Raw genomic sequence first — 19659 nt, forward strand, 5'->3', positions numbered from 1 at the left:
GATCGACCGCCTGAGAGCCAGTGACCCCGCATTCTTTAAGCAGGCCGTCGTCGACCTGTTGTTAGGGATGGGTTACGTTGGCGCAGAACAGCGGGGCAAGCGCATCGGCGGCACTGGCGACGGCGGCGTTGACGGGGTCATCGATCAGGACCCCTTGGGACTGGACAAGATCTATGTCCAGGCCAAGAAGTACACCGAGGGCAGCAACATCAACCGCGAAACGGTCCAAGCGTTCGTTGGTGCACTGCAGGGCGTTGGCGCCGGCAAGGGGGTTTTCATCTCGTCTGGCGGCATTGATGCCCAAGTACCGTGTGGGCGTTCAGGTCAAGGAGAGTTACGAGGTGCTCGAACTTGATGAGGACTTCTTCGGGTAAAGTGCCGGCGCGTTTCGACGCATGGGCACAAGGATCCCGAACATGCCCGCAAAGTGAGCTTGATCGAACGCGTCGAAGATGCAGGTTCAGGCGTGGGCCATGCCTTAGTCCTGCTGCTCCGCCATGAACGCTTCCGGGCCCTGCTCTGCCGCCTTCGGGTCCATCCACAGGGCGCTGAACCAGTTGCCGTCGGGATCTTCAAAGTCGCGGGAGTACATGAACCCCATGTCCTGACCCGGGCGGGGCTCGACGCCTCCTGCCGCCAGCACCTTCTCCAGCATGGTGTCCACGTCCTGACGGCTGTCCCGGCTGAACGCGGTCTGGACCTGCAGGTGGGTGCTCGGATCAATAATCGACTTGTCGGTGAACGTGGCATAGAACGTGGGGGTGAGCAGCATCAGGTAGATGTTCTCATCGACCAGGATGCAGGCGGCATTCTCATCGGTGAAATTCGGCTGGACCTGCCAGCCGATTCCCTCATAGAAGGCCTTGGAACGGTCCAGATCTGCGGTGGGAAGGTTGACGAATACTTGAGTGGCCATGGCGTTCTCCCTGGTTCCAGCAACGATGGGCCGAGATTTTTCGGCACCTGTCCATCGTTTCGGAGCAAGCGCCGCACGTCAATGGCCCGGAACCGTAAAAAAGGACGGCGCTTGCGGTTAAAGCCACCGGCAGACCTCCAGCTTTAACCGCAAACGCCGTCCCTTTCGAACATCAGATGCTGTAGCGCTCGTCCTCGTGGTCGCCCGGGTGGTCCCTGACCAGGCCGGCCGCCAGGGTGTTGCCGTCCTGCGGGTCGATCACCAGGAACGCCCCAGTGCGGCGGTGGCGCGCATATGCCTCAACCGGCAGTGCCGAGGCCAGGCGGATCTGGGCGGTGCCAATGTCGTTGAGGTCCAGTCCGGACGCCTCAGCGTACGCAAACGACTCAAGGTCCAGCTTCCCGGACACCGCACGGACCACGCCCTGCACGGTCCTGCTGCCGTGCTTGATCAGCACCTTGGATCCTTCGCGCAACGGCTTCGTGGACAGCCAGCACAGTTCCGCATACAGGTCCTGGCTGGCCTCGCCAAAGGTGCCGGTTGCGGCGATGACGTCCCCGCGGGCAATGTCAATCTCCTCGCTCAGGCGCAGTGACACGGACTGCGGCGCCACGGCGCGATCCAGGGATCGACCGGCAAAGTCGATGCCCACCACGGAGGCCTCCCGGCCGGCGGGCAGGACGGTTACCTGGTCCCCCACCGCGACGGCGCCCGAGGCAACCTGTCCGGCATAGGCGCGATAATCGCGGAAGGAGGCTCCGGCGTCGTCCGCGGCGGCAAGCTCCCGAGCCAGCGCACCCTGCGGCCGCACCACCAGTTGCACCGGGAAGCGGAACGGCTCCAAACCACGCTCGAGCTCGTCGGTGGTGGGCAGCGTTTCCAGCAGCTCCAGCAGGCTGGCGCCGGTGTACCAAGGGGTGTGGGAGGACCGCTCCACCACATTGTCACCCTCCAGCGCGGACACCGGAATGACCACGACATCGTTCAGGCCGATGCTGGCCGCAACCGCCTGCACATCGCTCTCGATGGCACGGAAAATGTCTTCGCTGAAGTCGACCAGGTCGATCTTGTTCACGGCCACCACCACGTTGGGCACGCGCAGCAGGCGCAGCACGGACAGGTGCCGGCGGGTCTGCTCCAGCACGCCCTTGCGCGCATCGATGAGCACGACGACGGCATCCGCAGTGGACGCGCCCGTCACCGTGTTCTTGGTGTACTGGATGTGCCCGGGGCAGTCGGCGAGGATGAAGCTGCGGCGGTCGGTGGCGAAGTAGCGGTAGGCGACGTCGATCGTGATGCCCTGCTCGCGCTCGGCACGCAGGCCGTCGGTCAGCAGCGCCAGGTCGATTTTCTGGGTGCTGCCGTTCTCTCCGCCGAAGCCGCGGTCCGCGGAGGTGCGGGTGACGGCGTCGAGCGTGTCGGCCAAAATGGCTTTCGAATCGTGGAGCAGGCGGCCCACGAGGGTGGACTTGCCGTCGTCGACGGAGCCGGCCGTGGCGAAACGGAACAGGGTTGACTGCTCCAGCGGGGTTTCGGTGATGGTGCTCATTAAAAGTAGCCGTCTTTCTTGCGGTCTTCCATGGCTGCCTCGGAGATGCGGTCATCGGCCCGGGTGGCGCCACGTTCGGTCAGGGTTGAGGCGGCAACTTCACGCACCACGTCATGGACGGTGGTGGCGTCGGAGGCCACGGCACCGGTGCAGGACATGTCGCCCACCGTGCGGTAGCGGACCTGCTTGATGATGACGTCCTCGTCGGGGCGCGGCTGCGAGACTTCGCCCACCGCACGCCACATGCCGTCGCGTTCAAACACCTCGCGTTCGTGGGCGTAGTACAGACCGGGCAGCTCGATGTTTTCGCGGGCGATGTAGCGCCACACATCCAGCTCGGTCCAGTTGCTGATGGGGAACGCCCGCACGTGCTGGCCAACGGTGTGCCGGCCGTTGTACAGGTTCCACAGTTCCGGGCGCTGGTTGCGCGGGTCCCATTGGCCGAATTCGTCGCGCAGGGACACGATGCGCTCCTTGGCACGGGCCTTGTCCTCGTCACGGCGGGCGCCGCCAAAGACGGCGTCGAACTTGTTGCGTGCGATGGCGTCCAGCAGCGGCACGGTCTGCAGCGGGTTGCGGGTGCCATCAGCCCGTTCGGACAGTTCGCCGGAGTCAATGAAGTCCTGCACCGAGCCCACCTCGAGGCGCAGTCCCAGGCGTTCCACCGTACGGTCGCGGAACTCGATGACCTCCGGGAAGTTGTGGCCGGTGTCCACGTGCAGCACGGGAAACGGCACCTTGCCCGGCCAGAATGCCTTCGTGGCCAGGTGCAGCATCAGCACCGAATCCTTGCCGCCGGAGAACAGCAGCGCGGGGCGCTCAAATTCGGCGACCACCTCGCGGATGATGTGGATGGCCTCGGATTCAAGCAGGTCCAGGGAGTTCAGCTCCGACGGGTCCCCGGCTGAGCTTGCGAGGTTGGGGAGCGCTTGGGGATCAATGGTTTGGGTGCTCATACGTGTAGCCCGCATTCTGTCTTGGAGGTTCCGGCCCAGCGTCCGGACCTGGGGTCGGCGCCGGGGGCCACTTTGTTGGTGCAGGGTGCGCAGCCAATGGACGGGTAGCCCTGGCTGAGCAGGGGGTTCACTGGCAGGAGGTTGTCTTCGGAGTAGCTGATCAGGTCCTCGTACGACCAGTCGGCGACGGGGTTGATCTTGACCAGCCCGTTCTTTTCGTCCCACACCACCAGCGGCGTGTTGGTGCGGGTGGGTGCCTCGTCGCGGCGCACGCCGGTGAACCACAACTCGTACCCCTGCAGGGTGCGGTGCAGCGGTTCGACCTTGCGCAGCGCACAGCACTGGGCCGGGTCGCGGGCAAAGAGGTCCTTGCCCAACAGCGAATCCTGCTCGGCCACAGTTTTTTTCGGAAGCACGTCGACAATATTGACGCGCAGGTTCTCGGCCACCTCGTCGCGCGTGGCGTAGGTCTCCGGGAAGTGGTATCCGGTGTCCAGGAACAGCACGTCGACGCCGGGCAGCTGGTCCGCCACGAGTGCCGGCAGCACGGCGTCGGCCATGGAACAGGCGACGGCGGCCGCACCGGTTGCGAAGTTCCGCGCCACCCAGGCGATGACCTCCTTGGCGGACGCGTTCCAGTCCAGTTCCGCTGCGCCCGCGGCGGCAAGGGCCTGCAACTCCTCGTGCGTGCGGAGTTTCGAGGTGGTGGGTGTCTGTGTCACTTCAACAACTCCTCATCCACCCGGTGCGCGAATTCTGCGAAGGTTTCCTCCGCCACCTTGTTGTTGACATAGCTGCGAATGACACGCTCCACGTAGTCGGGCAGGTCGGGGATGGCCACCTTCAAACCACGAACCGTGCGGCCCAGACCAGCCTCCTCACGGTTGTGCGAGGACAAGCCGCCACCAAGGTGGACCTGAAAGCCTCCCGTTGTGCCGCCGTCGGCCGTGGGGACAATAATGCCCTTGAGGCCTATGTCTGCCGTCTGGATGCGGGCGCAGGAGTTGGGGCAGCCGTTGAGGTACAGCGTGAGTGGCTCGTCAAGTTTCCCGGCGTCGACCAGGTCGGCCAGGCGCTCCTCGAGTTCGGAAATGATGTTGATGGCCGTGTCCTTCGTGTTCACGATGGCCAGCTTGCAAAATTCCACACCGGTGCATGCCATGGTGTTGCGGCGGAAAACGGACGGCCGGGCGGACAGCCCAATCTCATCCAGTTCGGTAATTACTGCTTCAACGTGATCCTTGGGAATATCCAAGGCGATGATCTTCTGCAGCGGGGTGGTGCGCAGGCGGTGGGAGCCGTGGGCTTCCAGGAGGTCCGCCAGGGCCAGCATCCCCGTGCCGGAGAAACGGCCCACGCACGGGGCTGCGCCGATGAAGAAGTTGCCGTCCTTTTGCTCGTGCACGCCAACATGGTCACCGTTGACTTTCGCCTTGGGCGGGGCCGCGCCGTCGGGCAGCTTGTGTCCCAAGTATTCATCCTCGAGGACTTGGCGGAACTTCTCCGTGCCCCAATCCTCCACCAGGAACTTCAAGCGGGCCTTGTTGCGCATGCGCCGGTAGCCGTAGTCGCGGAAGATGCTGGTGACGCCCTCCCACACTGCGGGGCCTTCCTCCGGCGGAACAAATACGCCAACGCGCTGGGCCAGGCGTGGCGCGGTGGAGAGCCCGCCACCCACCCACAGGTCGTAGCCGGGGCCGAGTTCCGGATGCTCCACGCCGACAAAGGAAATGTCGTTGATTTCGTGGATGGTGTCATGGTCCGGATACCCGGTGATGGACGTCTTGTACTTGCGCGGCAGGTTCGAGAACTCCGGGCTGCCGATGAACCGGTCGACAATTTCCTGCAGGAAATCGGTGGGATCGATGATCTCCGCCTTGGCAATGCCTGCCACAGGCGAACCAAGCATGCCGCGCGGCACGTCGCCACAGGCCTCGGTGGTTTGCAGGCCAACAGCCTCGAGCCGGCGCCAGATCTCCGGAATGTTCTCAACCTCGATCCAGTGGAACTGGATGTTCTGCCGGTTGGTCAGGTCCGCGGTGTTGCGGGCAAAATCCACGGAAATCTGGCCGATGACGCGCAACTGCTCGGTGGTGAGCTTGCCGCCGTCGGTGCGCACGCGCATCATGAGGTAGCTGTCTTCAAGCTCATGCGGTTCCAGCGAGGCCGTCTTGCCGCCGTCGATCCCCTGCTTGCGCTGCGTGTACAGCCCCCACCAGCGGAACCGGCCGTGCAGGTCATCGTCTGCGATTGAGTCAAAGCCCTCATGCGCGTAAATGGTCTCGATGCGGTGGCGCACGGACAGTCCGTCGTCTTCCTGCTTCCAGACCTCGTTGGGATTCAGCGGCGCCTTGCCGTCAACCTTCCACTGCCCGTGCGGTTTGGCGGCCGGCCGGGGGCGTGCCGTGCGGACGGGCTTTCCGGCGGGGGCGTCCGCGGAAGCCGCAGCGGGGTTGGTTTCGGTGCCAGGTGCCTGCGCTCCGGCTAGAGCTGTTTGTGTCATAAAACGAGCGTAGGTTGGCTCTGCAGTCGCGCCAATCACGAAAGCAACGCGGGTTCACCTTGGGCAATAAATCGTCACACGCACCACTTTTGGGTGGATTGTGCTTCCCTGCCACCTGCTTTAACGAGTGCAATGCCGGACTGCCCGCCAGGGCGGACGGATCCAGCGTCGTGCGATGAAAACCGGCGCAGGGTTGCCGGCGAGACTGGCGCCCGGTGTCACCCCGCGCCAGGTTCGGCACGAACTCTGCGCAGGGAGCTCAGGAGGCGGGAGTTGCGGAACCGGCTCGGGAAGGTGCCCTGTCGAAGTGTTCCAGGGCCAGCTGGGCCAAAAGTCCGGAAGGCAGCAGCGGTTCAGCGACCAAATCGGCGCCGGCGTTGGCAAGCTGGTCGTGAAAGTAGCCTGGCGCCAGCAAATAAGAGGCAACCGCCACCCCGGCGGCTCCCCCGGCCCGCAACTGTGCCACCGCGTCGGGCACTGAGGGCTTCGCGCTGGCACCATAGGCTGCCAATACCCGCTGCGGGCGGCGCACTGCCAGGTCGGCAGCCAAAACTTCAATCTGTTCGGCCGCCTCGGGCCGGGACGATCCCGCCGCGGCCAGCACAATGCCCCAATCGGCGGGCAGCTCGCCCAGCCGCTCGTCCAGCAGCTTGGCCAGTCGGGGGTCCGGGCCCAGCGGTGCCGCCGCGAACGTGTTGGGCCGGGAGGCTGCGGCCTCGGCGATGTCCACCTGCACATGGAATCCCACTGTCAGCAGGAGCGGGACCACCACGGCGCGTACGCCGGGAGCAAGTCCGGCAACGACATGCGGCAGCGCCGGCGACTGGACGTCAACATAGGCCTCCAGCACCGTCAAACCGGGGCGCAACACGGCAATCTCAGCACGGAGCTGGTTGATCCGTTCCCGACCCCGGGCATTGTTGGTGCCGTGGGCGCAGGCAATCATGACAGTCTGGTGCGCCATGTTCAGCGTCCTTTCAAGATGTTCGGCTCAAGAAGCTCGTGGCTTGCCAATGTACGGCACCCGGCGGGCTGGCCAAAGACGATGTTGCGTCAAGAGACATTGTCTCAGGAGGCTTCGCCGGGTGCCGCTGCCTGTCGGCGGGCGGCTGCATTGCTGATCCCCACGGCCGAAACGAGACCGCCCACAAGAAAAAACACCGCGGTGATGACCATGATGCGCTTGAAGGAACCATAGTCCAGGACTCCGCCCAGCATGACCCCGGCCAGTGCCACCGCTATCAGCCCGGCGACCCGGGAAACGGCATTGTTGATGGCCGAACCAATCCCGCTCTGCGATGTTGGCACCGCGCCAAGGATGGCAGCCGTCAAGGGCGCCACCGTGATCGAAAGCCCCACGGCAAACACGATCTGGCCGGGCAGGATCTGGAGCCAGAAGTTGAACGGCACGGCCGCCGACGCCATCAGCCAATAGCCCGCACCTGCCACCATGGGCCCGACAGCCATGAACAGCCGGGGCCCATGTTTTCCCGCCAGTGCCCCGAATGGGCCGGCCAGAAAAAGCGAGATGATGGCAACCGGCAAGGAGGCAAGCCCAGCCTGGGCTGCCGTGAAGCCGGCGATTTCCTGCAGGAACAGCACAAGCATCAGCTGCCCGAGGGACAGCCCGGCATAAATTAACGTGGTGGCGATGTTGCCGATGCCAAAGTTGCGGATCCGGAACAAACCCAGGGGCATCATGGGCGCCAGCGCGCGATTCTCCCACCACAGGAACGCCGCCAGCGAAGCAAGCCCCACGGCAAACGGCAGGAACACGGCCGGATTCGCCCAGCCCAGCCGGTCCTGCTCGATCAAGGCAAAGACAGTTCCGGCAAGTCCGACGGCGGCCAGCACCGCCCCGAGGGAATCGACCCGTTGGGCGTGGCGCACCCGGGTGACGGGCACGGGGGCGGGGAGCGCAAGCCCCCGGAGCAAAAGCAGCGTGGCGGCGATGGGCAGGACATTGATGGCGAAGATGAGCCGCCAGCTCGCGTAGTCCACGAGCAGCCCGCCCACCAGCGGACCGGCCAGAAACGCCGTCCCCGTCCAGGCAGTCCAGGAGCCGATCGCCTTGCCCTGTGCGGGTCCGCTGAACGTGGAGGTGATCAACGCAAGTGAACTGGGCACCAAAAGCGCGGCGCCGGCACCCTGCACCGCGCGGGCCACAATGAGGAACAGCGCGCTCGGAGCCAGTGCGCACGCGAGCGAGGCAAGGCCAAAGATCAGCAGCCCGGCGCGCAGGATCCGCACCCGGCCAAACGTGTCGGACAGCGAACCAGCCACCAAAATCAACGAGCCAAGCGCCAGCAGGTACGCGTCCACAACCCACTGCTGCGTCGTGATGCCGCCGCCCAGCTCCCGGATCATGGCCGGCAGTGCCACATTGACGATGGCGCCGTCGAGAAACGCGACAAAGGACGCCAGTATGGCCACCCACAGAACACGCCGCTGCAAGCGTTCCATGTTGGCCTAGTTCTTCTTGGCGAACGCCGTGCGCAGTGAGAGCTTGCGGGAATACTCGATGGATCCGTAGCGGAACAGGTGCACGGCCACGCGCAGGGCAATGATCCCAAAAACAAAGAGTTCGGCAATCACAATTGCCGCCGAGACCCCGTTGAGCGAACCAAAGGCGTTGCGCAGCATCGCCGTGATGGGCGCCGTGAACGGGAAAAACGTGAAGATCTGCACGATGATGGACCCCGGGTCGCTGACAACCATCGTCACAATGTAAAACGGGATGAACATCGTGATCATCACGGGTGCAAACACCGTGCTGGCATCCTTGGCCGTGGGCATGACGGCGCCAATGCCCACCAGCACGCCCGTGAACAAGATAAAGCCGCCGGTGAACAGCAGCGCCCCCACCAGCATGGGCAGGAACTGGAATTTCAGGTTGGAAAGGTCAAAGTCGGGCATGGCCAGCTGCTCGTGGAAGAACACATAGCCCAGCACCATCGGCGCGGCAAACACCAGGGCCTGCAACGCACCCACCAGGAACAGCGAAATCACCTTGCCAACCACCAGCGTTGTGGGGTTCAGGGTTGTCAGGATCATCTCGGTGACCCGGTTTTCCTTCTCCTCCAGCGTCGACGCCAGCATCTGGTTGGCGAGCAGGATGATCACCACATAAAACAACACCAAAAATAGCAGCGGCGGCACCACGGTTTCCAATCCTCCCGACACCTGGCCATCCTTGAACGTCTGCGATTCGGTGCTGAAATCGCCTTGCACTGCCGCCGTCAGTTCCGCCGAACCAACCTTTTCCTGGGCGGACAGCACCACGAGCTGCTTCGCCACGGCGTCGTAGGTGCCGTTCTTGAAGATGCCCTGGTCGGTGCCAAACACCAGTACCGGGTCCTTCGCCACACTGGCGGGGAAGCTGAAGTAGGCGTTCAGGCTGCCATCCTTGACCCGTTCGACGGCGGTGCCCGGCGCCGTCTCCACCGAACCTCCCATGGACTTGGCGATCGCCGGGTCAATCAAGGCTGAGGCATCGGTGTAGCTGAACTCAAGGCTTTGGCTTTTTTGTGCCGCAGTGCGGGACTGCGTGGAGGAACTGCTGGCAAAGATCAAGGCAAAAACGATGCCCAGCAGTACGGGAATCGCCAGGGTGGCGATCCAAAAACGGCGCTTCTTCACCGTGCGGACGAACTCAAATTGCACCACTGTGCTCAGATTGTGCCGGGCCATGTCAGCCCACCTGCCCTTGCGTTGCGGCGGCAGGCTCCTTGGCCGCCGCCTCCCCGTAAACCTGGATGAAGATGTCGTCCAGGCTGCGCTTGGCTGCCGTGAAACCACGCACCACGACACCGGCAAGGACAAGGTCCTTCAACACCTCGGATTCGTCCACGGTCTCTGCCAGCGACAGCTCGGCGTAATTGGTTTCCTGCAGTGTGACCGCATAGTGCGGCGATGCCGGAATCGTCCCGGAATACTTCAGCCTGATGGTCCTGCCGCCAAATTGGTTTTGCACCTCATCAATGGTCCCGTACGCCTCGGAGCGACCGTCCTTGAGCAGGATGATCCGGTCGCAGAGCCGCTCCACCTCCTCCATCTGGTGGGTGACCATCATGACCGTGGCGCCGGCTTCCTTGCGTTCCTCGATGATGTCCATCAGCAGCCGCCGGTTCACCGGGTCAAAGCCCTTGGTCGGCTCGTCCAGGATCAACAACTCGGGTTCGTTCATGATCGTCACGCCCAATTGGATCTTTTGCTGCTCCCCGCCCGACAGCTTGTCCACGCGCACATCGGCCTTGTCGGCCAGGTCGACCCGGTCCAGGTACTGCCGTGAAAAGTGTTGCGCGTCCTGTTTCGAGAGGCCCTTGAGCCGGCCAAAGTACGTCATCACATCCAGCACCGACTCCTTTTTGTACAGCCCGCGCTCCTCCGGCAGGTAGCCGAGGCGGGCGCCAAAGTCGTCGCTGAACACCTTCCCGTTGATCTCCAGGGTTCCCGCAGTGGGCCGGTAGATGCCCAGCAGGGCCCTGATCGTCGTCGTCTTTCCACTGCCGTTGCTGCCCAGAAAACCAAAAGTCTCCCCGCGCGCAACATCAAAGGACAACCCTTCAATGACTTTTTTGGCACCGAAGTGCATGTGGAAGTCGTGAACGTGGATCAGCGGCTGTGCAACGGTCATCTTGCCAGCGTAGTCACAAACAGTCTCCGCGCGACAGACATTTTGCCCGCATTCCGTGCGGGTCGTAGGCTTGGCGCTGCCTCCACTTTTCCGTCCGCCAACCCACGATTGCGCCCATGACCATTGACCTTCCGCTGCTCCTGGACCTTTTGGGCGTCTTCTTCTTCGCCGTCTCCGGCAGTTTGCTCGCGGCCCGCAAGGGTTTCGATTTGGTGGGTTCGGTGTTTCTGGGCTCCGTGGTTGGCCTTGGCGGCGGCGTCGCGCGGGACGTGATCCTCGACCAGGGCCCGCCGGCCGCCTTCGAGAATCAGTTGTATCTGCTGCCTCCCCTGGCCGCGGCGGCGCTGGTGTATTTCACGGTGCAGAATGTGCAGCGCAATGCCCGGCTGCTGCTCATGTTCGATGCCGGCGGGCTGGCCTTGTTTTGCGTCACCGGTGCCGTGAAGGCACTGGATGCGGGGATGAACCCGGTTGCCGCCATCCTGCTGGGTGTCACCACCGCTGTGGGCGGCGGCATGCTCCGCGACATCACGGCCAATGAGGTGCCGAAACTTTTTAATCCCAAGGACCTGTACGCAATTCCCGCCTTCGTCGGTGCCGGCCTGGCCACCGGGCTGTGGTCCCTCGGCTGGCTGAACCTCCTCACCGGGGCCTTGGCCGCCGTCGTAGTTTTCCTGCTGCGCCTGCTGAGCCTGCACTATGGCTGGCATGCGCCGCTGGCGGCCCGGAGCTGGGCGCCGCGGCTGCCGCGGCGCGGCTAGAATTGGAGGCAACGCCTGATCGCCCTGCACGCCAATTTTCGGAGATTTGAATGTCTGACATGTTCGTAGAGAAGTTCCGCGCCCTGGTGCCCATGTATTTGGAGGGGACGTGGCAGGAAGCCGACGGCATTGCCCTGGCAGACCTGGACGCGGTCTTCGAAGAATTGCGGCTCACGGTTCCGTTGGCGTTGCGCGAATTCCTGCACGCGCTGGGCAACTGCGAAGAACTCATGGAGGCCTACTACTACTTCTGGGACCCTGAAGAACTTGAAATCGAGGACGGCTACCTGCTGTTCCTTGAGGACGAGGATGAGGCCTACACCTGGGGCATGCTTGCCGACCAGGCCGATGTCCCGGACCCCATTGTGTGGCGCCGCAACAACGCCACCGGTGAATGGATCAACGAAGAAGGCACCTTCAGCGAGTTTGTGTTTGACATGCTCGACTGGGTGTTCGGCGACGAGGACTGACCTTCCGGCAACTGCAACGGCCCGGCTATGGGAATATTCGTCCGGTAGCGGTAGCGTTGGTTTATGGACGTACAGGAGCCTTTAAACGCATTGATCCCCAATCCGGCGGAAGTTGTCGGCCTCGTGGAAAAACTGGTCGGGGGCATGTGGCCCCGCTCCGATTTTGACCGCAAAGCCTGGTTCGAGCGTCTGGGTTTCGTTTCCGGTGCCTGCTGGGACGACGCCGCCCCGACTGTCACGCACTATTCGCTGCGCACACCGTTGACAGGTGAATTGTCGTCGTCGTGGACCTCCTACAGCGGCCGTTTCCTTGGCATCAGCCTGCAGCTGTATTCCTCCATGGAAACGGACAATCCCTCCACCCGGCAGGGCTTTGAGGACATCCGCAGCCGGCTCGACGCCCTTTACGGGGAAGCCGCCAACCCGTGGCACGACCCTGTGGTCCCGGCCGGTGTGTGGAATGTCAACGGCCGCAGGATCGTCATCCGCTTCTTCAACCTCCAGCACAGCGGCATGCTGCTCAGCGTTGACGACGCCGGCCTCGCCACAGCCTCCGAGGCTGAAGCACGACGCCGGAACGCCCCGTCACACTGGAACGACAGCGAAGAGCGTGTCAGCCCGTTCAACCTGCCGAGCAGGGGCGCCGGAACGAAGGTTCACGTCGATCCTGCGGCTCATTGAGCATCAGCTTCTCCGACGGCCTGCCGACAGCACTCTCTGCGATCTTGGCGCCTTGACTTGCCTCAGCGCTGCGTTCGGACAAGAGGGCGCCCGGGCTTCACTCCAACCCGACGCGAGTGTGCACTAAACGTCGTTTTGGTTGGCCATTGCGACGTTTGGTGTGCTCTCGCGTCGCCGCAGCAGCCCCCTCGGTCCAGTTTCGGCGGCGACCTGCCCACGGCCACCCATTTTTTGTGTTTACAGGGATCAAAGCCCCCACTATCCACAGATCTGCCCGTTTGTCGTGGTTCCATCCCTACAGCGGCGCAATTTACGTCCTACTGGACGTATGAGAAAACCATCGCCGCTGCCACGGGAGCTGGCCCAACGCCCCTTCACACTGGCACAGGCCCGCCAAGCACGCCTCTCCGCCCGGCGCACCCGGGCACAGGATCTATGGACCCCCAGCAAGGGCATCAGGGTCCCCCGAAACGCGGACTGCGGGTTGCTTGACAGGTGCCGGCCCTACACGACGGTGACAAGCCGCAGCGTGGTCAGCCACATCACGGCGGCGAAGATCCATGGCTTTTATCTGCCATCCCGGTTCGATGCCGCCAAGACACTTGACCTGTCGACACCCAACGGCAGCGCACCGCCCCGGCGAAAACACGTCGCTGGCCACCGTTTGCAGCTGCCCGCCTCGGATGTTGTTGTCACTGGCGGGGTTCCGGTAACGTCCGCAGCACGGACACTGCTCGACATCGCACCGTTGCTCACCCTTGACGAGCTGGTGGTTATTGGCGACCAACTCGTCTGTTCCCACCGGAGGTATAACGGGCGGGTCCAGACTGCCATGGTTGACATTGGCGTCTTGAATGCCCGCGTGGCCCAAAACGCGGGTGCCCGGGGAATGCGCAAGCTCCGGAACGCCATGGAGTTGGTCAGGGTCGGGGCTGATTCACCCCCGGAAACCCGGCTGCGGTTGATCATCCACAGGTCACAGCTGCCCAATTTCGAACCCAACGTCATGATCACCGACGCCGCCGGAGACACGCTGGTGGAACCTGATCTTGCCTGCCCGGAATACAAGACGTGTGCAGAATACGACGGCGGGCATCATTTTTCGCCCATGCAGCAATCCAAGGATCACGACCGGAACTTCATCACCGAGTCCTTGGGCTGGCACCAGGCCGTGATCAACAAAGACGACATGCGATTTGGGAAACTCATAGTGGTGACAAAAATTGCACGAATGCTTGTGCGGGGCGGGTGGCCGGATCCAGGCAACCTGGCCGGCCAGTCCCTGCTCGGTGTGCTCAACACGCGCAAGGACTTCGGCTACTTTGGCGCGGATGGCAGCCCCGGGACTCTGACCGCGCGGTCAGTGTCCACAAAACGTCGCCATGGACGCTCAAGGCGACGTTTCCTGCACTCTCGCGGAGCCTCAGCGGCCCGCGCGTGCTACACGTCGCGGGAGACGACCGCCTCGGCGAAGTTCGCCAGCGCCGTCTTGACGATGCCCTCCGGCATCGGCACCAGTGCGGCGATGGCTGCAGCCGACCATTCACGGGCCACGGCCCACGATTCGGCTGTGACCGGGTGCTCCCGCAGGGCCGTCACGGCCGCGGCCAGCGCTTCATCGCTGGCCAGGTCGCCGTCGACAAGTTCCAGCACGGCGGCGGCGTTGGCATCCCCGCCGGCAGCAGCATTGCGCAGCAGCAGCACCGGCAGTGTCGGCACGCCTTCGCGCAGGTCGGTGCCGGGGGACTTGCCGGAAACCTGCTTTAAGCCCGTCACGTCAATGACGTCGTCGGCCAGTTGGAAGGCCATGCCGACTTTTTCGCCGTACTCCAGCAGAATGTCCTGGATGTCCTCGTCAACCCCTGCAAAGATCGCCCCGAGCTGACCCGAAGCGGCAACCAGGGAACCGGTCTTGTCGGCAATGACTGACAGGTAATGCTCAATGGGATCTTCGTCCTCGCGCGGGCCCACCGTTTCGTGCAGCTGGCCCAGGCACAGGCGTTCAAAGGTGCGGGCTTGAATGCCCAGCGCCTTGGCACCCAGCTCCGACACCAGGATGGAGGCGCGGGCAAAGATCAGGTCCCCGGTCAGGATCGCAACAGTGTTGCCCCAGACTTCGTGGGCTGTGGGGGCGCCGCGGCGGTAGGGCGCCGAGTCCATGACGTCGTCGTGGTACAGCGTGGCCAGGTGCGTCAGTTCAACCACGACGGCGGCCTGCACCACTTCCTTCCGGCCCGGGTCCCCCAAGTGGGCGGCAAGGAGCACCAGCAGCGGGCGGATGCGCTTGCCGCCGGCCTCAACCAGGTGGCGGCTGGTGGCGTCGGCCAGCGGGTCGGAATGCGCAATCGCTTCCCGCAGCACTTTCTCCACCTTGGCCAGGCCCATCGCAATCGAGGGGCCCAGATCCGGGTCCTCGGCCACGGCTGAAAACCCGGACGGCAGCTGCAGCCCGGTGGCGATCGCCATGGTGCTGGGGTTGGGGTCGTAGGATTCAGGGTGCCCTTGACCGGCGTGGGTCCAGCTATGGTTCGCGGAAGTAGTCACTGCTTAACACTAACTATTGGTAGGGATTGTTGCTTGGATGTGCGGGTGCTGTCCTGATTGCTGGTCGCGGGGACCAGCTTTTCCAGTAGATGAATCACTCTATCCTCAAAACCACGTTCGTCCGCGTCCGTGAGGTTGGCCATCATCCGCACCACAAAACGCATCAACACCGGCACCGGCATGCCTGTGCGCAGGGCCAGTTTCATGATGCCGGGATTGCCGATCAAGGACGCGAAGACCCGGCCCAGCGTGAAGTGGCTTCCCCACTGTTGGCGGACGAATCCGCTGTAGCCGGAGAGCGCGTGGTTGGCGGCCAGCCGCGAGTTTGTGCCCGCCGCCCTGACAATGAACTCTGCCGCGAACCGCGCGGATTCCATGGCGTAGGAGATGCCCTCGCCGTTGAAGGGGCTGACCATGCCGCCGGAGTCGCCGAGGAGCATCAGCCCGTCGGAATAGTGCGGGGTCCTGTTGAATCCCATGGGCAGTGCGGCGCCGCGGATCGGTCCCACCTGGTTTTCCGGGGTGAAGCCCCACTCCGCCGGCATGGCCGCCGTCCAGTCGCGCAGGACCTTGCGGTAGTCCAGTTTTCCGAATTCCTTTGAGGAATTCAAGATGCCGAGGCCAACATTGGAGGTTCCGTCCCCGACGCCGAACACCCAGCCGTAGCCGGGCAGCGTCTTGCCGGGCTGTCCCGCCTGGGAGGACGCCGTCAGTTCCAGCCAGCCTTCCATCCAGTCGTCGTCATGGCGCGGTGAAGTGAAGTAGGTGCGGTAGGCGACGCCCATTGGCCTGTCGTCGCGTTTCTCATGCCCCAGCGAAACGGCGGTGCGGGTGGAGTTCCCGTCGGCGGCAAGCACGACGTCGGCATGGAAGTCGGCGGTTTCGCCGGTCTTCCGCCCGGCCCCGTCCAATACCGACGCCCTGGCACCGACGACAGTTCCGGCGTCGTCCGTCAAGGCGGTTGTGACCGAGTGGCCCTCAAGGATCACGGCGCCGGCGGCCCGGGCATGGGCGGCGAGCGACTCGTCAAAGCCCAGCCGGGTGCGGATCAGCCCGTAGTTGGGAAAGTTGCTTAGTTCCGGCCAGGGGACCTCGATTTGGCGGCCGCCGGCGATCAGGCGCAGGCCCTTGTTGCGGCGCCATCCTTCGGCGGGGTCGTGCGGCAGGCCCATGAGCTGCATTTCGCGCACGGCTCTCGGGGTGAGTCCGTCGCCGCAGACTTTTTCCCGCGGGAAGCGGGTTTTTTCGAGCACGGTTACGTCGATCCCGGCGGTGGCCAGGTGGTAGGCGGCCGTGGATCCGGCGGGGCCGGCACCTACGATGAGTACCTTCACGGTGGGTTGGGGTTCCTTTAGTTGGTGGCAGCAGGGGCGGGGGCCGCCGCCTGCAGGGGCTTGACGGCCCGGTGCACCGCCACGATGCCGCCGGACAAATTCCTGTAGGCGACGCTTTCCCAACCTGATTCTGCAAGCCAGGTCGAGAGCTTGTCCTGGTTGGGCCACACCCGGATGGACTCGGCCAGGTAGACGTAGGCGTCCGGGTTGGAGGCCACCTTTTTGGCGATCGGGGGCAGTGCACGCATCAAGTATTCGGAGTAGACGGTGCGGAACGGGGCAAAGGTGGGGTGGGAGAACTCGGCCAGCACCAGCCTGCCGCCCGGCTTGGTCACGCGCAGCATCTCGCGCAGCGCCTTCTTCGGGTCCATGACGTTGCGCAGCCCAAAGGAAATGGTGGAGGCGTCAAAGGAGTTCTCGGCGAAGGGCAGGTTGGTGGCATCCCCGGCGATGAAGTCAATGTCGGGGCGCCTGCGCTTGCCAACCTTCAACATGCCAACGGAGAAGTCGCAGGCAACCACGGACACGCCGGCGTCGGCAAACGGCTCGCTTGAGGTGCCCGTGCCTGCAGCCAGGTCCAAAACCCGCTGGCCGGGCACGGCGCCCACCGCGTCCACGACAATGCGGCGCCACCGGCGCGTCTGCCCCATGGACAGGATGTCGTTGACGATGTCGTATTTTGGCGCCACGTCGTCAAACATGGCGGCCATTTCTTCCGGACGCTTCTCCAAGGATGCACGGTTCACCCCCTTAGTCTCTCAAACTTTGCCCAGCTTCGCGCATTGACTTGCACCACTTGTGGGCCATCACACCGCCGCTGCACCTGAGTTGGGTGCCCGGGCGAGTAATCTGGACTCATCATGACTGCTTCCTTGGGCACCCCTTCGCTGCGCACACTCACTCTGGCCCTGGATCCAGCCACGCTGGCGGGCCTTGGCGTGACAGGTCCTGCCGGACTGTTGGGCGCGGCTTCCGACGACGGCCCGCTGTGCTGGCTGCGCCGCGGCGAGGGCCTGCTGGGCTTTGGCGAGATCGCCACGTTCGCGGGCTCCGGCCCGGGCCGTTTTTCCGACGCCGAACAGTGGTGGAAGGAGCTGCTGGCCCCCGCCCAGGTCGACGATTCCGTACGCATGCCGGGCACCGGCGCCATGGCCTTCGGCTCCTTTGCCTTCTCAAAAAAGAGCGCCTTCGACTCTGTGCTGATAGTTCCCGAGCTCGTGGTTGGCTTTGCCGACGGAACCGCCTGGCTCACCCAGCTGAGTCTCGACGGCACAACTCCCACCGCAGAGTCTGCCGTGGCGCTCCTGCGCTCGGCAGCCGCCGGGTCGGGCTCAGGGGAAAGTTCGACGTCGGACCCCGCCTCCGCGGGCACCGTGCGTTCCGGGGCGCTCACCGAGGAGCAATGGATGGAGTCCGTGCGCGCCGGCGTGCAGGCGATCGCCCGCGGCGGCCTGGAAAAGGTGGTTTTGGCCCGGGACGTCGTTGCAACGTTGGCAGAGCCCGCTCAGCGGGTTTCAATCCTGCAACGATTGGTGCGCCTTTACGACGAATGCTGGACCTACGGCGTGCGTGGCCTGGTGGGTGCCACACCCGAGATTTTAATCAAGGTTGACGGCTCCACGGCCCAGGCGCGGGTGCTGGCTGGGACCCTCGACCGCGAGGACGAACCCGCCGGTTCCACCGGCTTCGCGGACACCGTTTTGGGCGGATCCGCCAAGCAGCGGCAGGAGCATGACTTTGCGGTTCGCTCCCTCACCCGGCAGTTGGCACCGTTCGCCACCGACCTCTCATTCCCGGCCGAGCCCTTCATTTTGGAGCTCCCCAATGTGTGGCACCTGGCGTCCGACGTCAAAGCCGAGCTGGCCAGTTCCAACGGCCACCTGCCCACCTCGCTGGCCTTGGTTGAGGCCCTGCACCCCACGGCCGCGGTTTGCGGGACACCACGGGAAGACGCCGGGGAGCTCATTCTGGAACTGGAGAAGCTGGACCGGGGCCCCTACGCCGGGCCTGTCGGCTGGCTCGACGGGGCAGGCAACGGCGAGTGGGGCATCGCACTCCGCGGGGCAGTGCTCGAAGGCGGCCCCACGGTGCGCCTGTACGCTGGCGCCGGCATCGTGGAGGCTTCCGATCCGGCAGCGGAGCTGGCTGAAACGTGGGCAAAATTCCGGCCCATGCTGCAGGCTCTCGGCCTGCCCAACCATCCATAGTCCCATCTGCGGTGTCCGGAGTTTCAGACACCGGCACTCCTGCGCGTCTTGCATGCGGCGGCTTTAGGTTGTTCAATGGTGAAACATTGTTCACCGTGATGCAAATCACTCAGGGCTAGACTATATTCCATCTACGCAGCGCTTCAAGAAACAAAGGGACAACAATGCAAATCTCAACCAAGCTGACAGTACGCATGGCCGCAGTTGCGGCTGTCGCAGCATTGGCACTGACAGGATGCACCACAGCATCTCAGGACGGCGGCACCGAAGGCAGCGGAGGAGCGTCGCAGGCTGCCTCGTTTGATCCCACCACGGTGGCCAAGGACGACGCCTTGATCGCTTTGCTGCCCGCCTCCGTGAAAGACAAGGACACCCTTACGGTGGGCTCCGACACTTCCTACGAACCAGCCGAGTTCCTGGACAAGGACGGCCAGACGCCCATCGGCTACGACGTGGACATCGCCAAGGCCATCGCCGCCACCCTGGGCAAGAAGGCCGAGGTCCAGACCGCGGACTTCTCGTCGATCCTGCCCAAGCTGGGAACTGTCTACGACCTGGGGATTTCATCCTTCACCATCACTCCCGAGCGCTCGGAGGCGGTGAACTTTGTCAGCTACTTCAACGCCGGCGTGATGTGGGCAGTGCAGAAGGGCAACCCCAAGGGCATCAGCATGGATGACTTGTGCGGCAAGAAGATCGGTGTGCAGACCGGCACCGTCGAGGAAGATCCCGATGTGAAGGACCGTTCCGCCAAGTGTGTTGCCGACGGCAAGCCGGCCATCGAGATCGTGTCGCTGAAAAACCAGACGGATGTCACCACGCGCCTGGTCGGCGGCACCATTGACGCCATGAGCGCCGACACCCCCATCATCAACAACGCCCTGGCCAAGACCAACGGTCAGCTGGAAACCCTGGGCGAAGCTTACGACTCCGCCGAGCAGGGCATCGCCATTGCCAAGTCCGACACCGAGTTTGCCACCGTGATTGAAAAGGTCATGAACAAGCTCATCGAGGACGGCAGCTACACGAAGATCCTCACCAGCTGGAACAACCAGGACGGCGCATTGAAGAAAGCCGTCCTTAACCCGGCAGCGGGCTAGCC

At 63.9% G+C, this 19659-nt stretch carries 18 protein-coding genes; 6 read left to right on the forward strand and 12 right to left on the reverse strand.

Annotated features, from left to right (window positions below; genetic code table 11):
* Positions 1–67: 67 nt before the first annotated feature.
* Positions 68–355, forward strand: coding sequence for a restriction endonuclease (locus ACT3TS_RS04390; RefSeq protein ID WP_444530355.1), 288 nt, complete (start codon positions 68–70; stop codon positions 353–355).
* Positions 356–478: 123 nt separating this feature from the next.
* On the opposite strand, the gene ACT3TS_RS04395 is transcribed toward ACT3TS_RS04390, so the two are convergent.
* From ACT3TS_RS04395 to ACT3TS_RS04435, 9 genes are all read right to left on the reverse strand, one after another.
* Positions 479–916 carry a VOC family protein gene (locus tag ACT3TS_RS04395; protein ID WP_444530273.1) on the reverse strand — a complete coding sequence of 146 codons (438 nt, stop codon included), beginning with the start codon at positions 914–916 and terminating at the stop codon, positions 479–481.
* Positions 917–1088: 172 nt separating this feature from the next.
* A complete protein-coding gene (locus ACT3TS_RS04400) occupies positions 1089–2465 on the reverse strand; it encodes a sulfate adenylyltransferase subunit 1 (RefSeq protein WP_444530274.1) in 1377 nt (458 codons plus the stop codon).
* Positions 2465–3421, reverse strand: coding sequence for a sulfate adenylyltransferase subunit CysD (gene cysD / locus ACT3TS_RS04405; RefSeq protein ID WP_444530275.1), 957 nt, complete (start codon positions 3419–3421; stop codon positions 2465–2467). Before cysD ends, ACT3TS_RS04400 begins: the two co-directional genes overlap by 1 nt.
* Positions 3418–4143 carry a phosphoadenylyl-sulfate reductase gene (locus tag ACT3TS_RS04410; RefSeq protein ID WP_444530276.1) on the reverse strand — a complete coding sequence of 242 codons (726 nt, stop codon included), beginning with the start codon at positions 4141–4143 and terminating at the stop codon, positions 3418–3420. Before ACT3TS_RS04410 ends, cysD begins: the two co-directional genes overlap by 4 nt.
* Entirely contained in the window at positions 4140–5924 is a 1785-nt protein-coding gene (locus ACT3TS_RS04415; RefSeq protein ID WP_444530277.1) for a nitrite/sulfite reductase, read from the reverse strand. Before ACT3TS_RS04415 ends, ACT3TS_RS04410 begins: the two co-directional genes overlap by 4 nt.
* A gap of 259 nt (positions 5925–6183) precedes the next feature.
* A complete protein-coding gene (locus tag ACT3TS_RS04420; RefSeq protein ID WP_444530278.1) occupies positions 6184–6888 on the reverse strand; it encodes a sirohydrochlorin chelatase in 705 nt (234 codons plus the stop codon).
* Between the two features lie 104 nt (positions 6889–6992).
* Entirely contained in the window at positions 6993–8387 is a 1395-nt protein-coding gene (locus tag ACT3TS_RS04425) for an MFS transporter (protein ID WP_444530279.1), read from the reverse strand.
* A 6-nt stretch (positions 8388–8393) separates the two neighbouring features.
* Entirely contained in the window at positions 8394–9614 is a 1221-nt protein-coding gene (locus tag ACT3TS_RS04430) for an ABC transporter permease (RefSeq protein ID WP_444530280.1), read from the reverse strand.
* A gap of 1 nt (position 9615) precedes the next feature.
* On the reverse strand, positions 9616–10560 hold the full coding sequence (locus ACT3TS_RS04435) for an ABC transporter ATP-binding protein (RefSeq protein ID WP_444530281.1): 945 nt from the start codon (positions 10558–10560) through the stop codon (positions 9616–9618).
* Positions 10561–10676: 116 nt separating this feature from the next.
* Between ACT3TS_RS04435 and ACT3TS_RS04440 the strand changes: the two genes are divergently transcribed.
* From ACT3TS_RS04440 to ACT3TS_RS04450, 3 genes are all read left to right on the forward strand, one after another.
* Positions 10677–11321, forward strand: coding sequence for a trimeric intracellular cation channel family protein (locus tag ACT3TS_RS04440; RefSeq protein WP_444530282.1), 645 nt, complete (start codon positions 10677–10679; stop codon positions 11319–11321).
* A 50-nt stretch (positions 11322–11371) separates the two neighbouring features.
* The gene (locus ACT3TS_RS04445; protein WP_444530283.1) at positions 11372–11791 is read left to right on the forward strand and encodes a hypothetical protein; all 420 of its coding nucleotides are present in this window, start codon (positions 11372–11374) and stop codon (positions 11789–11791) included.
* Positions 11792–11854: 63 nt separating this feature from the next.
* The gene (locus ACT3TS_RS04450) at positions 11855–12472 is read left to right on the forward strand and encodes a hypothetical protein (RefSeq protein WP_444530284.1); all 618 of its coding nucleotides are present in this window, start codon (positions 11855–11857) and stop codon (positions 12470–12472) included.
* Between the two features lie 1440 nt (positions 12473–13912).
* Here ACT3TS_RS04450 and ACT3TS_RS04455 read toward each other — a convergent pair.
* From ACT3TS_RS04455 to ACT3TS_RS04465, 3 genes are read right to left on the reverse strand one after another with little or no spacing between them, the layout of a single operon-like run.
* The gene (locus ACT3TS_RS04455) at positions 13913–15016 is read right to left on the reverse strand and encodes a polyprenyl synthetase family protein (RefSeq protein ID WP_444530285.1); all 1104 of its coding nucleotides are present in this window, start codon (positions 15014–15016) and stop codon (positions 13913–13915) included.
* Positions 15013–16350 carry a geranylgeranyl reductase family protein gene (locus tag ACT3TS_RS04460; RefSeq protein ID WP_444530286.1) on the reverse strand — a complete coding sequence of 446 codons (1338 nt, stop codon included), beginning with the start codon at positions 16348–16350 and terminating at the stop codon, positions 15013–15015. Before ACT3TS_RS04460 ends, ACT3TS_RS04455 begins: the two co-directional genes overlap by 4 nt.
* 17 nt (positions 16351–16367) lie before the next feature.
* Entirely contained in the window at positions 16368–17096 is a 729-nt protein-coding gene (locus tag ACT3TS_RS04465; RefSeq protein WP_444530287.1) for a demethylmenaquinone methyltransferase, read from the reverse strand.
* 114 nt (positions 17097–17210) lie between these two features.
* Between ACT3TS_RS04465 and ACT3TS_RS04470 the strand changes: the two genes are divergently transcribed.
* Together ACT3TS_RS04470 and ACT3TS_RS04475 are read left to right on the forward strand one after the other, a co-directional pair.
* A complete protein-coding gene (locus tag ACT3TS_RS04470) occupies positions 17211–18557 on the forward strand; it encodes an isochorismate synthase (RefSeq protein ID WP_444530288.1) in 1347 nt (448 codons plus the stop codon).
* Between the two features lie 164 nt (positions 18558–18721).
* Entirely contained in the window at positions 18722–19657 is a 936-nt protein-coding gene (locus ACT3TS_RS04475) for an ABC transporter substrate-binding protein (protein WP_444530289.1), read from the forward strand.
* Positions 19658–19659: the final 2 nt, after the last annotated feature.

Source organism: Specibacter sp. AOP5-B1-6 (assembly GCF_052376555.1).
Taxonomy (GTDB): domain Bacteria; phylum Actinomycetota; class Actinomycetes; order Actinomycetales; family Micrococcaceae; genus Specibacter.

Bases quoted from the DNA above. Each gene is read 5' to 3' on its own strand.
- ACT3TS_RS04470 (WP_444530288.1), top strand. From the start codon at position 17,211: ATGACTGCTTCCTTGGGCACCCCTTCGCTGCGCACACTCACTCTGGCC.
- ACT3TS_RS04475 (WP_444530289.1), top strand. From the start codon at position 18,722: ATGCAAATCTCAACCAAGCTGACAGTACGCATGGCCGCAGTTGCGGCT.
- ACT3TS_RS04420 (WP_444530278.1), bottom strand. From the start codon at position 6,888: ATGGCGCACCAGACTGTCATGATTGCCTGCGCCCACGGCACCAACAAT.
- ACT3TS_RS04390 (WP_444530355.1), top strand. From the start codon at position 68: ATGGGTTACGTTGGCGCAGAACAGCGGGGCAAGCGCATCGGCGGCACT.
- ACT3TS_RS04445 (WP_444530283.1), top strand. From the start codon at position 11,372: ATGTCTGACATGTTCGTAGAGAAGTTCCGCGCCCTGGTGCCCATGTAT.
- ACT3TS_RS04415 (WP_444530277.1), bottom strand. From the start codon at position 5,924: ATGACACAAACAGCTCTAGCCGGAGCGCAGGCACCTGGCACCGAAACC.
- ACT3TS_RS04440 (WP_444530282.1), top strand. From the start codon at position 10,677: ATGACCATTGACCTTCCGCTGCTCCTGGACCTTTTGGGCGTCTTCTTC.
- ACT3TS_RS04400 (WP_444530274.1), bottom strand. From the start codon at position 2,465: ATGAGCACCATCACCGAAACCCCGCTGGAGCAGTCAACCCTGTTCCGT.
- ACT3TS_RS04425 (WP_444530279.1), bottom strand. From the start codon at position 8,387: ATGGAACGCTTGCAGCGGCGTGTTCTGTGGGTGGCCATACTGGCGTCC.
- ACT3TS_RS04450 (WP_444530284.1), top strand. From the start codon at position 11,855: ATGGACGTACAGGAGCCTTTAAACGCATTGATCCCCAATCCGGCGGAA.
- ACT3TS_RS04435 (WP_444530281.1), bottom strand. From the start codon at position 10,560: ATGACCGTTGCACAGCCGCTGATCCACGTTCACGACTTCCACATGCAC.
- cysD (WP_444530275.1), bottom strand. From the start codon at position 3,421: ATGAGCACCCAAACCATTGATCCCCAAGCGCTCCCCAACCTCGCAAGC.
- ACT3TS_RS04395 (WP_444530273.1), bottom strand. From the start codon at position 916: ATGGCCACTCAAGTATTCGTCAACCTTCCCACCGCAGATCTGGACCGT.
- ACT3TS_RS04430 (WP_444530280.1), bottom strand. From the start codon at position 9,614: ATGGCCCGGCACAATCTGAGCACAGTGGTGCAATTTGAGTTCGTCCGC.